This window comes from Chryseobacterium sp. C2(2020) (assembly GCF_014218915.1).
GTDB classification, from domain to species: Bacteria; Bacteroidota; Bacteroidia; order Flavobacteriales; family Weeksellaceae; genus Chryseobacterium; species Chryseobacterium mucoviscidosis.
This window is the reverse complement of the sequence record NZ_JACLCT010000043.1, coordinates 1-16,963: the sequence shown is the minus strand read 5'-3', so window position 1 is coordinate 16,963 and position 16,963 is coordinate 1. Positions and strand designations below refer to the sequence as shown.

Annotated in this window: 9 protein-coding genes; all 9 read left to right on the top strand. The window is 38.8% G+C overall.

Annotated features, from left to right (window positions below):
* Window positions 1–34 precede the first annotated feature (34 nt).
* A complete protein-coding gene (locus H6W52_RS18320) occupies window positions 35–3,118 on the top strand; it encodes a gliding motility-associated C-terminal domain-containing protein (protein ID WP_185216881.1) in 3,084 nt (1,027 codons plus the stop codon).
* A gap of 137 nt (window positions 3,119–3,255) precedes the next feature.
* Window positions 3,256–6,348 (top strand): gliding motility-associated C-terminal domain-containing protein, encoded by a 3,093-nt coding sequence (locus tag H6W52_RS18315; protein WP_185216879.1) that lies wholly within the window; start codon window positions 3,256–3,258, stop codon window positions 6,346–6,348.
* A 139-nt stretch (window positions 6,349–6,487) separates the two neighbouring features.
* Window positions 6,488–9,307, top strand: coding sequence for a T9SS type B sorting domain-containing protein (locus H6W52_RS18310; RefSeq protein WP_116100045.1), 2,820 nt, complete (start codon window positions 6,488–6,490; stop codon window positions 9,305–9,307).
* A gap of 119 nt (window positions 9,308–9,426) precedes the next feature.
* Window positions 9,427–12,828, top strand: a complete 3,402-nt coding sequence (locus tag H6W52_RS18305; RefSeq protein WP_116100044.1) for a T9SS type B sorting domain-containing protein — start codon at window positions 9,427–9,429, stop codon at window positions 12,826–12,828.
* 163 nt (window positions 12,829–12,991) lie between these two features.
* Window positions 12,992–13,780, top strand: a complete 789-nt coding sequence (locus H6W52_RS18300; RefSeq protein ID WP_116100043.1) for a hypothetical protein — start codon at window positions 12,992–12,994, stop codon at window positions 13,778–13,780.
* A gap of 208 nt (window positions 13,781–13,988) precedes the next feature.
* Window positions 13,989–14,789: a DUF6759 domain-containing protein gene (locus H6W52_RS18295; protein WP_116100042.1), complete on the top strand. Its 801-nt coding sequence runs from the start codon at window positions 13,989–13,991 to the stop codon at window positions 14,787–14,789.
* 82 nt (window positions 14,790–14,871) lie between these two features.
* Window positions 14,872–15,549 (top strand): tRNA (guanosine(46)-N7)-methyltransferase TrmB, encoded by a 678-nt coding sequence (trmB, locus tag H6W52_RS18290; protein ID WP_116100041.1) that lies wholly within the window; start codon window positions 14,872–14,874, stop codon window positions 15,547–15,549.
* Between the two features lie 164 nt (window positions 15,550–15,713).
* Entirely contained in the window at window positions 15,714–16,337 is a 624-nt protein-coding gene (locus tag H6W52_RS18285) for a DUF6759 domain-containing protein (protein ID WP_116100040.1), read from the top strand.
* Window positions 16,338–16,391: 54 nt separating this feature from the next.
* On the top strand, window positions 16,392–16,847 hold the full coding sequence (locus H6W52_RS18280) for a DUF6759 domain-containing protein (protein WP_116100039.1): 456 nt from the start codon (window positions 16,392–16,394) through the stop codon (window positions 16,845–16,847).
* The last annotated feature ends 116 nt before the right edge of the window (window positions 16,848–16,963 follow it).

The window sequence follows — 16,963 nt, the reverse complement described above, 5'->3', positions numbered from 1 at the left end:
ATTTTAAATTTGTAGAAATCATAATTAATTGTATATGAGAAGATTTCTACTGTCTTTCGTATTAATAGTTTGTACGATCAATACGCTTTTTGCACAAAGAGACACCGATCACTGGATTGCCCCGTTTTATACATCTGTTACAGGGTACAACAATGCTGTATATCTTTCTACGGATTCAACCACTCCGTTTGACGTAAGAATATACAACAACAATAACCTTATTCAGACGGTTTCGGTTGCAAAAGGAGCACCCGTTTCGTATGCTATTGCCGCTAATCTCATCAATGGGACAACTACCGCAGATGCCTTTACAGTAGGCACAAAAGGTTTATATCTTAAAGGAGACAAACCGTTTTACTGTACTTTAAGATCCGCTCAGACAGCGCATGGAGAAATCATTACCTCTAAAGGTAAGGCAGGAATAGGAAAAAAATTCTATGTGGCAGCAACTCCCAGTACAGCAAGCAGTTCCGGTAATAATTTTACAGCAGGAATTCTGGCTACCGAAGACAATACATCGGTTACCGTATCATGGAACACCGCAGGTTTAGTTTTTATCGGAGGTACTCCCGGAGGAAATTCACAAACCTTTACTTTAAATAAAGGACAATCTTATATTTTAGCCGGAAATCATTTAACCTCTGCTAATTTAAATGGCTTCATCGGCGCTAAAGTAGTTTCAGATAAACCTGTAACCCTTACGAATGGAAATGCTAACGGAAACTTTGCAACAAATACTTCTGATGGCTCAGATTTAATTATGGATCAGTCGGTTCCGGTGGAAAGACTTGGGAATACATTTGCTATGGTAAAAACCAAAGCGACCAATCCAGCCCTAAACATGGAAGGTGGTATTGTAATTGCCACAGAAGATAATACCCAGATTTTTATTAACGGAGCCACAACACCTGTTGCCACAATTAATGAAGGCGAATGGTATAGAATTAACGAGACAAGCTACGTAGAACAAACTGCAGGAAGTGGACATTTTAACATGTTCATTTCAACTTCCAAAAATGTTTATTTATATCAGTTTATAGGAATTCAGGGATTCTCATACAATGGAGGATACAATTATATTCCACCTTTGAACTGCTTCCTTCCAAGAAAAATCGATGAGATCGGAAAGATCAACGAAATGCCGGGTGTTTCCGGAGTTACTTTAAAGTTAAACATCTTAACTGAAGCAGGTGCCGCCGTTACGTATAGCATCGACGGCGGAGCGGCAACTACTCCAACCGCCGCTCAGGGACCTTATCCTTTAACAGGAAACACCAACTGGGTAACCTATGCTATTGATAACCCGACAGGAAATGTAGTAGTAACCTCAACGAAAGCAGTAACAGCCGGAGTAAACGGAGGATACAGCACTGCAGGTTATGGAGGATACTTCGCAGGATTCTCTTCCATTCCTATTATTGCGAAAAAAACAGGCGAATGTGTCCCGGGGATTATTCTTGAGGTTGATGACAGCTATGAAAGCTACCAGTGGTATCTGAACGGAAACCCGATCACTGGGGCAACACAAAACGTTTATACGCCTACCGTAGCAGGAAACTATACCGTGAAAGTAACCATGGGAACCTGTCCGCCGGTTACCACTCCCATCTATAAAGTTTTTTCATGTGTAAGAAATACAACAGCAGCTCTTAATGCCTGTGCAACGAAAGTCATTACTCCCGCTTTCTCGTTCACCACAACACAGACGCCTGTTGCAAGTACGGTAACCATTCTTACCTATCCGACAAACGGAACGGCAACGGTAAACGGTGCAGGACAGATTACCTATATTCCGAATCCGGGATATTTAGGTCCTGATACTATTGTTTATCAGTTCTGCGGAAATGCACCCGAATTTATTGACTGTGAAAAGGTAACTTTAAATCTTACGGTGGTTCCATTTATTTTAACGGACACAACCATCAAAGCATGTCAGTACAACGGAAAAGGATTCTTTGATCTTACCGCAGCTAATGTAACGACATATTCACCGGTGGTGAAGAAATTCTATCCTACCCTTGCTGATCTGAACGCAGCAACCAACGAAATTACAACTCCTGCCAATTATCTTTCCGCAGCAGGAATTGTCTATGTAAAAGTAACCACCAATGAAGGATGTACAGGAAATGCTAAAATAACTCTGGCTTATCTTCCGACTCCGGTGGTAACAGAAGCTACCATCAGCGAATGTTATCTTGAAAACAATGAAACAAAAGCAGCGTTTAATCTTTCGCTTGCCAATGTTTCCACAGAATCGCCGATTACCAAAAAGTATTATCCGACTTTTGTTGATGCAAGCAACGGAACCAATGAAATCCTGAATCCGTTAGCATACATTTCAGGGAATGCTTCGGTTTACATCCGAGTATACAACTCAAACGGATGTTATGCAATTGCCAAAGTAAACTTAGTGGTAATTCCTCCGAAAAGATCTACGGTTCTCGTGGATAAGATCATCTGTATCGACGGAAGAACAAATCTTGATGCAGGACCGGGATATCAGTCTTACCTGTGGAGCACAGGAGCAACCACTCAGGTATTATCAGGAGTTCCGGTAGGAGATTACTGGGTTATTCTTAAAGACAACGGATGTTCCGTAAAACAGTTTGTAAGCGTGAAAAAAGCAGTGGATCCTGTGATTTCAGAAATTGAAATTTCAAACAATACAGCAACGGTAAAAGTAACCGGAGGAAAAGCACCTTATAAATACGCCGTGGATTCGCCTACCAACTGGCAGGATTCTAATGTATTTACGGGACTTTCAAGAGGACAGCATATTTTCTATGTGAAAGATGCCTACAACTGTACCCCGATCTTTGTGGAGGTAACGGTTCCGAATTTATTAAATGCCATCACGCCGAACGGAGACAACAAAAATGACTTCATCGATTACAGCGAACTGGCATACAAGGAAAATTTAAGCTTCGTGATCTACGACCGATACGGAAATAAAATTTTTACAGGAGATAAATTCAACAATTACAAATGGGACGGTAAACATTTCGACAAGAAAATACTTACCGGAACCTATTGGTATCACATCAACTGGAACGAACCCAATAAGGAAAAAACACCAATTAAATATTCAGGTTGGATCCTTGTTAAAAATATTGACTAAGCAATACAAAAACTGAATCTTAAAGCCACGATTTTTGATCGTGGCTTTTTTACGTATTTATAACCATTTTTTTGGAAATATTATTAAGAACATATTAAATATTCTGTTATTTTTGCAAGAATCCTAATTCTATAATTATGAATAAAATTCTACTGTCTTTTGTACTGATGCTTTTCGGCATGAGTACTCTTTTTGCACAGAGGGATACGGAGCACTGGATTGCACCTTACTATGCATCCACAACAGGATATACCAATGCTGTATATCTTTCTACTGACTCTACTACCCCGTTTGATGTGAAAATCTACAGCAACAATGCACTGCTTACTACTGTTACCATCAGCAAAGGAAATCCTCAAACGTATTCGGTTCCTCTTGTAAATATAACAGCTACAGCTACAACAGATGCTTTTACTGTAATCAATAAAGGGCTTTATCTGAAAGGTGATAAGCCATTTTACTGTACTCTAAGATCTGCTCAGACCGCTCATGGTGAAATCATAACCTCGAAAGGCAAAGCAGGAATCGGGAAATTATTCTTTGCTGCTAATGCACCCAATACAACGGCAGGAACCGGATCGGGCAACAATTTTACAGCAGGAGTTCTCGCTACAGAAGACAATACATCAGTTGCAGTAACCTGGACAACCTCAGGAATTCAGTTCATAGGTGCTCCCTCCACTTTTACAGGAAATACTCAAACCTTTACTTTAAATAAAGGGCAATCTTATATTTTAGCCGGGAATAATAGTACTCCAGCAAACCTTACGGGATTTATCGGAGCCAAAATAGTTTCAGATAAGCCCATTAGTTTAACCAACGGAAGCGCCAACGGAAACTTTGGAGCAGGAGGTTCGGGCGGTTCAGATTTAATTATGGATCAGTCGGTTCCCGTGGAAAGACTGGGGAACACATTTGCCATGGTAAAAACAAGATCTACCGCTCCTGCCGAAAACATGGAGGGTGGAATTGTGATAGCCACAGAAGACAATACCCAGATATTTGTGAATGGAGGAACGACTCCACTAGCAACAATCAATGCCGGAGAGTGGTTTAGAATTAATGAAACGAATTACATTCAGCAGGGAACAAGCGGACATTTCAATATGTTAGTCTCTACTTCTAAAAATGTATATTTGTATCAATTAGTAGGAGTAGGTACTTCAAACAATACAGGAGGATACAATTATATCCCGCCTTTAAACTGCTTCCTTCCAAGAAAAATCGATGAGATCGGAAAGATCAACGAAATGCCTGGTATTTCAGGCATCACTTTAAAATTAAATATTTTAACAGAGACAGGAGCCGCTGTTACGTACAGCATCGACGGTGGACCGGCAACCACTCCAACCGCTGCTCAGGGACCTTATCCATTAACCGGAAACACCAACTGGGTAACCTATGCTATTGATAACCCGACAGGAAACGTTACGGTAACCTCAACGAAAGCAGTAACAGCCGGAGTAAACGGAGGTTACAGCACCGCAGGATACGGTGGGTATTTTGCAGGATTCTCTTCTATTCCTTTAATTGCAAAACAGACAGGAGACTGTATTCCGGGGATTATTCTTGAGGTTGACGACAGCTATGAAACCTACCAGTGGTTCCTGAACGGAAACCCGATCACCGGGGCAACACAAAACGTTTATACGCCTACCGTAGCAGGAAACTATACCGTGAAAGTAACCATGGGAACCTGTCCGCCGGTTACCACTCCCATCTATAAAGTTTTTTCATGTGTAAGAAATACAACAGCAGCTCTTAATGCCTGTGCAACGAAAGTCATTACTCCCGCTTTCTCGTTCACCACAACACAGACGCCTGTTGCAAGTACGGTAACCATTCTTACCTATCCGACAAACGGAACGGCAACGGTAAACGGTGCAGGACAGATTACCTATATTCCGAATCCGGGATATTTAGGTCCCGATACTATTGTTTATCAGTTCTGCGGAAATGCGCCCGAATTTATTGACTGTGAAAAGGTAACTTTAAATCTGACGGTGGTTCCATTTATTTTAACGGACACCACCATCAAAGCCTGTCAGTACAACGGAAAAGGATTCTTTGATCTTACCGCAGCCAATGTAACGACATATTCACCGGTGGTGAAGAAATTCTATCCTACCCTTGCTGATCTGAACGCAGCAACCAACGAAATTACAACTCCTGCGAATTATCTTTCTGCAGCAGGAATTGTCTATGTAAAAGTAACAACCAACGAAGGATGTACAGGAAACGCTAAAATTACTCTGGCCTACCTGCCGACTCCGGTGGTAACTGAAGCCACCATCAGCGAATGTTATCTTGAAAATAACGAAACAAAAGCGGCATTCAACCTTTCGCTTGCCAATGTATCCACAGAATCGCCGATTACCAAAAAGTATTATCCTACTTTTGTTGATGCAAGCAACGGAACCAATGAAATCCTGAATCCTTTAGCATACGTTTCAGGGAATGCTTCGGTTTACATCAGAGTGTACAATTCCAACGGATGTTATGCAATTGCCAAAGTAAACTTAGTGGTGATTCCTCCAAAAAGATCTACGGTTCTTGTGGATAAGATTATCTGTATCGACGGAAGAACAAATCTTGACGCAGGACCGGGATATCAGTCTTACCTGTGGAATACAGGAGCAACCACTCAGGTATTATCAGGAGTGCCGGTAGGAGATTACTGGGTCATCCTTAAAGACAACGGATGCTCTGTGAAGCAGTTTGTAAGTGTGAAAAAAGCAGTAGATCCTGTGATTTCGGAAATTGAAATTTCAAACAATACGGCAACCGTAAAAGTAACCGGAGGAAAAGCGCCTTATAAATATGCAGTGGATTCGCCTACAAACTGGCAGGATTCTAACGTATTCACGGGACTTTCAAGAGGACAGCATATTTTCTATGTGAAAGATGCCTACAACTGTACCCCGATCTTTGTGGAGGTAACGGTTCCGAATTTATTAAATGCCATCACGCCGAACGGAGACAACAAAAATGACTTCATCGATTACAGCGAACTGGCATACAAGGAAAATTTAAGCTTCGTGATCTACGACCGATACGGAAATAAAATTTTTACAGGAGATAAATTCAACAATTACAAATGGGACGGTAAACATTTCGACAAGAAAATACTTACCGGAACCTATTGGTATCATATCAACTGGAACGAACCCAACAAGGAAAAAACACCAATTAAATATTCAGGATGGATCCTTGTTAAAAATATTGACTAAGCAATACAAAAGCTGAATCTTAAAGCCACGATCAAAAATCGTGGCTTTTTTGTGACAATATATTATCACATTTAAAAACATAATTTGAATATGTTTAGAAAATTCCATTATTTTTGCATGAATCCTAATTCAACAATTTATGAATAAAATTCTACTGTCTTTTGTACTGATACTTTTCGGCATGAGTACTCTTTTTGCACAGAGGGATACAGAGCACTGGATTGCACCTTATTATGCATCCACAACAGGATATACCAATGCGTTATATCTTTCAACAGACTCCACCACTCCTTTTGATGTAAAAATTTATAACAATAATACTTTGCTAACGACCGTTACCATCAGCAAAGGAAATCCTCAATCGTATACTGTTTCTGCCAATCTTATTAGCGCAACCACCGCTTCGGAAGCATTGCAGATCATTACAAAAGGAATTTATCTGAAGGGAGACAAGCCTTTTTACTGTACATTGAGGTCTGCACAATCTTCTCACGGAGAAATTATTACATCCAAAGGTAAAGCAGGAATCGGGAAATTATTCTTTGTAGCCAACCCACCAAATACCAATGCAGGAACCGGTACTTCCAACAATTTTACTGCAGGAATTCTTGCAACGGAAGACAATACACAGGTTACCGTTACATGGAATACTTCAGGATTGGTCTTTTTAGGAGGATCTCCTTCCGGAACCAATACCCACACTTTTACCCTTAACAAAGGGAAGTCTTACATCATGGCAGGAAATAATGGCACCGCAGCAAATCTTACGGGATTTATCGGAGCCAAAATAGTTTCAGATAAACCCATTACCTTAACCAACGGAAGTTCTAACGGTAATTTCGGAGCATTAAGTTCAAGTGGTTCAGATTTAATTATGGACCAGTCGGTTCCGGTGGAAAGACTGGGGAATACATTTGCTATGGTAAAAACAAGATCTACCGCTCCTGCCGAAAACATGGAGGGTGGAATTGTGATAGCCACAGAAGATAACACTCAGATTTTCATCAACGGCGCCACCGCTCCCATTGCAACGATTAATGCAGGGGAATGGTATAGAATTAATGAAACCAATTATATTCAGCAGGGAGGAGCAAGCGGACATTTCAATATGTTTATTTCAACTTCTAAAAATGTATACTTGTATCAATTAGTTGGTGTAGGAACAGAAAATAATACCGGAGGATACAATTATATTCCGCCTTTGAACTGCTTCCTTCCGAGAAAAATTGATGAGATCGGAAAGATCAACGAAATGCCAAGTGTTTCTGGGGTAACCATGAAGCTTAATATTCTTACAGAAGCAGGAGCGGCTGTTACTGTGAATGGAGCAACTCCAACCGCTGCGCAGGGACCTTATCCTTTAACAGGAAACACCAACTGGGTAACTTATGCTATTACAGGAATTACCGGAAATGTAACGGTAACCTCCACCAAAGCGGTAACAGCCGGAGTGAATGGAGGCTACAGCACGGCTGGTTATGGGGGATATTTTGCGGGATTCTCTTCCATTCCTTTAATTACAAAACAAACCGGAGACTGTATTCCGGGAATTGTTCTTGAGGTTGATGACAGCTATGAAACCTATCAATGGTATCTGAACGGAAACCCTATTCCGGGAGCCAATTCAAACAGTTATACGCCGACAGTAGCAGGAAATTACACCGTAAGAATTACAGTAGGATCTTGCGTTCCTGCAATAACGCCTGTCTATAAAGTATATACCTGTCTTCAGCAGTCTACGAAAGCGCTTACGGTTTGTGAAGGTTATCAGGCAGTAGTTCCTGCCTTTACAAATTCTACACAGACGTATGTTCCGAGTACGGTAACGATTGTTACGCCTCCAGCAAATGGTTCTGCTGTTATTGATCCTAATGGAGTAATTATCTACACCCCAACTTTTGGTTTTACAGGTACAGATACAATAGTTTACAAATTCTGTGGAAACGATCCTGATTTTACAGATTGTGAGCAGGTAACTTTAACGTTTACCGTTTCTGCAAGCCCTACTGTAACGGATGCAACACTGAGATCATGTTTTATTCCGTCTAATCCTGCTACGGCATTATTTGACCTTACAACAGCTCTTGTATCTACCACTACAGGAATTACAAAAAAATATTATCCTTCTTTAACGGATGCACAGCTCGGAACCAATGAAATCCTCAATCCGGCGAACTATGTTGCACCCAACGGAGTCGTTTTTGTGAAAGTAAGCAACGCAAACGGATGTTTCAGAATAGCTAAAGTTACTTTAATTGTTCTTCCGCCTGTATATTCCAGTGTTTTACAGGAAAAGATTATCTGTATTGAAAATAAAACAACTTTAGATGCAGGTCCAGGATTTACAGCGTATTTATGGAGTACAGGTGCAACAACACAGTCGATCAGTAACGTTACCACAGGAACTTACTGGGTAGATCTGAAAACAGGAAATTGTGTAACGAGACAGACGGTAAAAGTCTATGCTTCGGAGCAGCCTGTTATTTCAAGCATTGATATTTCCAACAATACCGTTACGGTAAATGTATTGGGAGGAACAGCTCCTTATCAATACTCTATTGATAATATTCATTGGCAGGATTCCAATGTATTTACCAATGTTCCGAGAGGAAACAATACATTCTATGTAAAAGATTCCTACAACTGTAATCCAATGCAGGTAGAAGTTACCGTACCGAATCTTATCAACGTGATTACTCCGAACGGAGATGGCGTAAATGATATGATTGATTATTCTGCTTTAGGAAACAAGAAAAACCTTGTATTCAATATTTACGACAGATATGGTACAAAAATGCATGAAGGAAATAAGGAAAACGGATATAAATGGGACGGCTCAGTAGGCGGTAAAAAAATACCTACAGGAAACTATTGGTATGATGTAAGCTGGAACGAGCCAAACGGCAAACAGACCCCGATTAAATATTCCGGATGGATCTTAGTGAAAAACAGAAATTAAGCTTATATATTTCTTTAAATAATACTCTGAAAACCATGATTTTGATATCATGGTTTTTTTTATTTTTTTAAGCTCAGAATGCTTTTTATTATTAAATTTGTGTTAAAGGCAATATCTGAATGAAGAAAATTCTATCTTTTCTGTTTTTACTTCTGTTTTTCACCTCTACTTTTGCACAATTGGATAGAGAACACTGGTTTGCACCCATGGTAGACCGCACAGGAAATTCAAATCCCAATCAGAAACTATATCTTTCTACTAACCGTACCACCCCTTTTCCGGTAGAAATTTATAACAACAATACTTTAATTGCCACAGCAACGATCAGCAAAGGAAATCCTCAAAAAGTTGATATTTTAAGAGATTATATTATTACATCACAGCAGACAGATCTTTTTACTCCAACAACAAAAGGACTTTATGTAAAAGCAGAATTTCCCTTCTACGCCAACTTAAGATTTTCAGTATTTAATCACGCTGAAATTATTACATCCAAAGGAATTCCTTCCACCGGAAAAACTTTTTACGCAGCCAATGCTCCCCTCTCTGTAAGTAATTCTATCCTGAATTTTATGACGAGTGTTCTGGCTACTGAAGACAATACCACCGTTACCATAACAGGATATAAACCCACCGTACAGTTTTCAAATGGAACAACGGGAGCAACCAATCCTACCATTACGTTTAATTTAAATAAAGGGCAATCCTACATCATCGACGGAATCGGAAATATTACAGGAAATTTTGACGGATTTATAGGTGCTAAAATTACAGCTAATAAAAACATCAACGTTACCAATGGAAATTTCAACGGACAATATGCAGGAAACTATCCTCAGAGTTCTGATATCCTCATGGATCAGTCGGTTCCCGTAGATCGTTTGGGAAATGAATTTGCTTTGGTAAAAGGTAACGGAAGCATCGGTTCGAACATGGAAGGCGCTTTGGTAATTGCCACCGAAGACAATACGGAAATCCGTGTAAATAATGAAGTTGTTCCTGTTGCCACTTTAAACACGGGACAGTATTTCATGATTCCGGATTCCAAATATCAGCTTCAGGGAAGCGGACATTATAATTTATACATAAAAACAACCAAAAACGCCTATATTTATCAGGTTCTTGCGGGTGCAAGTACCGCAGGAAATGAGGTGGCAACCGGTGGATTCAATTTTATTCCGGCACTCAACTGTTATTTACCGAAACAGATTAACGAACTTGGACTAATTGATGAAAACTTTGTGTATTCCAACGGAAATCCGAATGGTATTTTAAATGTTCCCACGAAACTAAACCTTATTACGGAAAGAGGTGCAATAGTTACCGTAAATGGAGTTACCCCTCCTATTTCAACAGGTCCTTTCAATATGACGGGAACTCTTAACTGGGTAACTTACGGCATCCCGAATACTGCAGGAACAGTAACCGTTGTTTCGTCTAAAGCAATAACAGCGGGAATCAACGCTGGAAGTGATGCAGTAGGATATGGTGGTTTTTTCGCAGGATTTCCTACACAGCCTGTCATTTTAAAATCCGGTGGAGACTGTGCTCCGGGAATAATACTTACGGTAGATCCTGTAATTTATGACACCTATCAATGGTACGTCGGTGGAGTTTTAATTCCGGGAGCAACAGGAGCTTCTTACTCACCCACTCAGTCCGGTTATCACACCTGTTCGGTAACGATGGGAAGCTGTGCTCCATTAATCACGGCACAGTACAAGGTACAGAACTGTACAAAACTGTCTACCGCGACCTATGATGTCTGTACCACAAAAACAATTACTCCTGCATTTACCAGTTCTACCCAGACTCCGGTTCCTTCTACAGTTGCAGTGCTTACCGCTCCGACTTTAGGAACAGCAACCGTAAATGCAACGACAGGAGTCATTACTTATACCGTTACGAATCCCGGAACTGCAGGAACAGACACTTTCACGTATACATTCTGCGGAAACAATCCTGATTTCCCTGACTGCGAAACTGTAACTGTTACTATTAACATTCAGGTTTTAACGGTGAATAATGCAACATTAAAAGTCTGTGATAACGGATCGGGACAGGGAATATTTAATTTAACAACAGCCAATGTTACCAGCAATTCTCCGGTAACCATTACCTATTATACGAATCTGTTGGATGCCCAGAACGAAACTCCGGGAACCGCAATTACCAATGCAACTTCTTATACCGCAACAAACGGAACCATTGTGTATGCCGTTGTAAAAAATACACTTGGATGTAAAGCCATTGCCCAGATTACGCTTAATCTTTATCCTTTTGCCAACGTTCTTAATAATTATACCGGAACTTTTTGTGATGATAATCTGGACGGCGTGGTGAATGTAATTCTGCCTAACATCACCCCTCTTGTTTTAAACAATCCGACTTATTTTACGAATGTAAGATATTACGCCAACTTAGCAGATGCCAATGCCGGAAACGCAAATACATTACCGAATAACTGGTCTTACACAACCACCACTACAATTTATATAAGAGTAGATTCTCCGGACGGCTGTCCTCCTGTTGTGAAGCCGCTTGTTTTTGTTATCGGAAATAAAATTTCGTTAATTAAAACCACACACACCATTACGATGTGTGATGATAATCTGGACGGTACAAAAGTGATTGATCTGATGCCTTATATCAGTCAGTTTACAACAGATCCTTCTGTTACCGTGACTTTTCACCCTACTCTTCCGGATGCTCAGAACAACACGGCGCAGATTGTAAATCCAATGAATTTATCAGGAACGCAGACTATTTTTATAAGATTTGAGAAATCCGGAGTCTGTCCTAATATTGCTTCAATTACCGTTACGATAAAAACTCCGAAATCGTCACTTATTCTGAAAGATAAAGTAGTTTGCCCTAAAACATTAACTACTTTAGATGCAGGACCGGGATTCGACAGTTATCTATGGAGTACCGGAGCAACCTCCTCTTCAATCGGAAATGTTGCGCCCGGAAATTATTGGGTAGATCTTACTGCAGAAGGCTGTACTTACAGACAAAGTGTAACCGTTACAGAATCTTCTCTTCCGGTTATCACGATGATTGAAATAAACGGAAGTACCGTAACGATAGGAGCAAGCGGTGGAACTCCGCCTTACGAATATTCTCTGGATGGCGTAAACTGGCAGAGTTCAAATGTTTTCATGAATGTTCCGAGGGGAAATCATATTATCCACATTCGAGACACCAATCAGTGCGAGGAAGTAACCAGACCATTTGTTATTATTAATCTTATCAATACAATTACGCCTAATCTTGATGGCTATAATGATGCTATAAATTATTCTGAATTAATGAATAATGACAACATTATCTTTAGAATTTTTGACCGTTATGGAGCAGAAGTATTTCGCGGAGTGCCTTCCAACAGATTTACCTGGGACGGAAGAGTCGGAGGAAGACTGGTAAACACAGCAACGTACTGGTATTTCATAAGCTGGACGGAATTTGGAGGTACAACCACTGTAAAATATACGAGTTGGCTTTTGGTAAAGAATTATTAATCGGAATGAAAAATCATTAAAAATTTTCACACATTTTATATTTAAATGCATCCTTATAACATTCATTAACAATTCCTCATTAAAGTTTAATATAACTTTAACCTGTTTTCACTACTAAAATAGGTATAGTTTGTTGGTTTTCTGCGTAATTTTGCGGTATTATATGAAGAAGTTATTTACTCTGCTGCTGTTGGTTTTTCTGGCAAAAATTAACGCACAAACATACTCCGGAGAAGTTTTTCTAAAAGATAATTCTGTTTTGTATCTGAACCAGATGTATGTTACGAATCTTACTACCCTGAAAACTGTTTTAAGTGATTATAATGGTGATTTTTCTATCTCTGCCAATCCGGGAGATGTGATCCGTTTTACATCGATTATTACAGAGCGAAAAGATATTAAGCTGACGCCTCAGATGATGGATCAGAAAAATCTGGTTGAACTGAAAGTGGCGTATCACGATATTCAGGAAGTCATCATCAGCAGGTTTAAACCTACGGGTAACTTACGCTATGATGTTAATTCAATAAGAAAAGAAGATAAGGCTTTAGCGATTAAAAAAGTCATTGGTCTTCCGGAACCTAAAGGAGACGGAACTCCACCGCAGCTTCCTGTTGCAGGTCTTCGCGATGGCGGACTTACCTTCAGCCTGGAAAGCATTTATGATATTTTATCCGGAGAAAGAAAGAAAAAGCAGCGCTATGTAGCCTACGAAAAAATGAATAATTCCGTAACGCAGATTAAAAATTATTTGGGAAAAGATTATTTTACAAGATTCAAAATTCCTGAAAACTTAATTGATAACTTCCTGCAGTTTGTCTATACTTCAGAAAATATCGAACCTTATGTTCTTGCCGGAAATTTTGAGGCGATAAAAATCCCTATAGAAAAATATCTTCCGATTTACCAGAGAAGATTAAGGAATTCTCATCTTCAGGATGTTCTGAAATAAAAATTTCCATCATACGAATTAAAAAAATGTACATTTTCCAACTGGGATGTACATTTTTTTGTTTTACTTAAAATAATTTTTAAATTTAGAAAAAATTGATTGTTCATTACAGTTGGTGTAATTTTCGCTGCAATTTTGGATACTAATGCCTTAAAAATAAATCAATTAAACGAGAAAATATTTTACTTTTACACTTTAATACCAGTGAATGAAAAAGTTATTTATATTTTTTAGTATGATTCTGTGCATCACTCTTTCCGCTCAGTCGAAAGGGAAAGATTACAGTGAAATTTTAAAGAGTAAAAATATTTACGAAATTAATGCTTTCCTGAGAGATGCTCATCCCGATGATCCGCGAAGATCTATACTTAAGCCTCGTGTGATGGAAATGATGAAAGAATACATAAAAAATGCCCAACCCGGTGACCAGAAAGTAAAGCAGATGCAGGACTGGCTTGCTATGCTGAAGCGAAGACCTTCTACCAAAATATCTTTCGATGAGATGAATGCCCTCATCAAGCAGAAACAGATTGCAAAATATCAGAAAGAACTGCAGGTGGGTCAATCTGCGGTAGTGTACACACCAAGCAATCCTAAAAACGTATACATTGCTCCTGCTGCTCCTTCCACAACATCTGCAAACACAAAACCTGTTGCTGCCATTCCTGATGCGGAAGCTTCTGAATTTAATATGCTGATGGCGGAAAATCCGACGGAACATAAAAACAAAACGGTAAAAATCCTTAACTCTCTTTTCGATAACGACCCCAATGCGAAAGAATGTATTGTGATGATCGAAAATAAATCGGACTGTAATATTATTGTACGAATAGAAGGAATCGGGACCACGAAGTACAGGCTTCCTGTTCCTTCGCACGGCGACAATTCGATTGTGGTACAGAAAGGTGATTATCTTTTTACGAGTATTGTCTGCGGAGCTCAGTACGCCTCACAGAAAACCATCCAGAAACCCATCATGGTTGCATTGGGAAGTTCTATGAGAAAATAACGCAGTTAGCTGTTATTTTCAGGTTTAAAAATGAAGCATTTGCTTAAAATTAGTTATTTTTGCAGGATTTTATAAATGTCTCATGGGTAAAAATAAATTAGCAAGATTCGCAGAAAACAAGATATTACCAAACGTTATTCAGCCAACACGGGAAGATGCTTTAAACGGTTTCGATCTTAAAGGAAAATGGAGAACAGATTTCTTTAAAAACGACAATCCTATTGTTTTAGAATTAGGCTGCGGAAAGGGAGAATATTCTGTAGGTCTTGCAAAAACATTCCCTGAGAAAAATTTTATCGGAATTGATATTAAAGGGGCAAGATTCTGGTTTGGAGCCAAGGAAGCTGTAGAAAACAATATGAAGAATGTGGCTTTTCTGAGAACCCAGATTGAACTCGTTGATTATTTTTTCGGAGAAAATGAAGTGGATGAAATCTGGATTACATTTCCGGATCCACAAATTAAATACAAGCGTACAAAACACAGATTAACGCATCCTGACTTTTTAGAAAGATATAAGAAATTCTTAAAACCCGGAGGAATTATTCACCTGAAAACAGACTCGGAATTTCTTCACGGCTATACTTTAGGATTTTTGCAAGGAGCAGGTTATGAAATCATTACCGCACACCACGATATTTACGGAGCTTTAGAGTATGATCCGAATACTCCGCATTTAAGAGATATTAAAACGTATTACGAGGAGCTTTTTTCTGCTAAAGGAAAAACAATAACGTATATTAAATTCAGAATTAACTAAACAACAAAACACATCATGAAAAAAAATTCAGTATTTCCAGACTCTTTACAAATTTAACTTATCGGTAGTTTTTTAAGTGATAAAATTCACATAAACAATTAAAGGCTGTAATATTCTACACCCTTGCATTTTCACGTACAAACACAAAATTATAAAGATAAGTGATGAAAAAATTAATGTTGATTATTTCGACGGGAATTCTTGTATGCTGTAACACAGCTCAGGTACAAAATAAATCCCAGAATATTTTAGAAAGCAAAAACATCAGTGAAATAGAAGAATTCCTGAAAACTGCGCATCCGGATGACCCAAAAAGAAGCGTATTAAAATCCAAGGTGATCGCCTTAAAAAACTCGGAATGGACAAAAGGAAAAAAGGATGCTAAACCGATGGAAGCAAGACCTGTTATTTCCGAAATTTCTTCTAGCCTAATGAAGAATTCTAATGCCTCGGAAACGGAGGATTTTAAACGCCTGATTGCTTCTACACCCGCTGAACATAAAGACAAAACCGTAAAACTGCTTAATGCGATGTTTAATGAAGATATCAGCAGCAAAGAAGTGATTCTTTTGTTTAAAAATAATTCTGACTGTAATATCGTTTTAAGAATTCAGGGAAAAGATTTCTATAATCTTGCAGTACCGGCGAAAGGAGAAAATTCTATCGTAATTAATAAAGGAAGTTATACTTTAACGAGCCATGTCTGTGATGTTTTATATTCCTCACAGAAAGAAATTAAGAAAAGTATTTTTTTAACCATTAATAATCCTGTTCAGACTGGAAAATAAATTATGACGGGCGAGTAAGTAAAAGTTTTAAATTTACACCAATAAAATTTTGTTATGAAAAAGCTTTTTCCTTTTACGGTTATGATCATCATTGTCTTAAACAGTTGTGAGACTACTCACTACAGGACAACCAGCGGTTCTGTAAAAAATCTTAAGACAAATTCAAACGCAGCTAACATAACCTCTACTGCAAATCAAACAGAATTAGAATATCAGACTTTACTAAAAACGTACAAATCTGAAACGGCGGCAGTTTTAACGGATCTTTTAAACGGTTCCGAAGACAGTCCGAATACATCAATTACTGTTGAGAATAATTCCCGCTGCAATATGGTTCTTACGATTAGCGGAAATAATTATTTTAAGAAAATCCCTATTGGTGCCAATAAAATTGGCTCGGCAATGGTTCCTAAAAATCAGAATTACAATATTTCCGGAATGGTTTGTAATTCAGTTTACAATAAAACAAAGTTCATCAGTTCATCTTATAATGTGACGCTTTCAAATTAACAGGAAGCTTTATTAAAAACAAAAAAAGACCGCTAAAATTTGAGGTCACTGAAAAACCTTTCATTTTACGACAGCCTATTTATTTAGGATGAAAAATAAGAGCTTATTACAAGATT

Bases quoted from the DNA above. Each gene is read 5' to 3' on its own strand.
- H6W52_RS18320 (WP_185216881.1), top strand. From the start codon at position 35: ATGAGAAGATTTCTACTGTCTTTCGTATTAATAGTTTGTACGATCAAT.
- H6W52_RS18315 (WP_185216879.1), top strand. From the start codon at position 3,256: ATGAATAAAATTCTACTGTCTTTTGTACTGATGCTTTTCGGCATGAGT.
- H6W52_RS18310 (WP_116100045.1), top strand. From the start codon at position 6,488: ATGAATAAAATTCTACTGTCTTTTGTACTGATACTTTTCGGCATGAGT.
- H6W52_RS18305 (WP_116100044.1), top strand. From the start codon at position 9,427: ATGAAGAAAATTCTATCTTTTCTGTTTTTACTTCTGTTTTTCACCTCT.
- H6W52_RS18300 (WP_116100043.1), top strand. From the start codon at position 12,992: ATGAAGAAGTTATTTACTCTGCTGCTGTTGGTTTTTCTGGCAAAAATT.
- H6W52_RS18295 (WP_116100042.1), top strand. From the start codon at position 13,989: ATGAAAAAGTTATTTATATTTTTTAGTATGATTCTGTGCATCACTCTT.
- trmB (WP_116100041.1), top strand. From the start codon at position 14,872: ATGGGTAAAAATAAATTAGCAAGATTCGCAGAAAACAAGATATTACCA.
- H6W52_RS18285 (WP_116100040.1), top strand. From the start codon at position 15,714: ATGAAAAAATTAATGTTGATTATTTCGACGGGAATTCTTGTATGCTGT.
- H6W52_RS18280 (WP_116100039.1), top strand. From the start codon at position 16,392: ATGAAAAAGCTTTTTCCTTTTACGGTTATGATCATCATTGTCTTAAAC.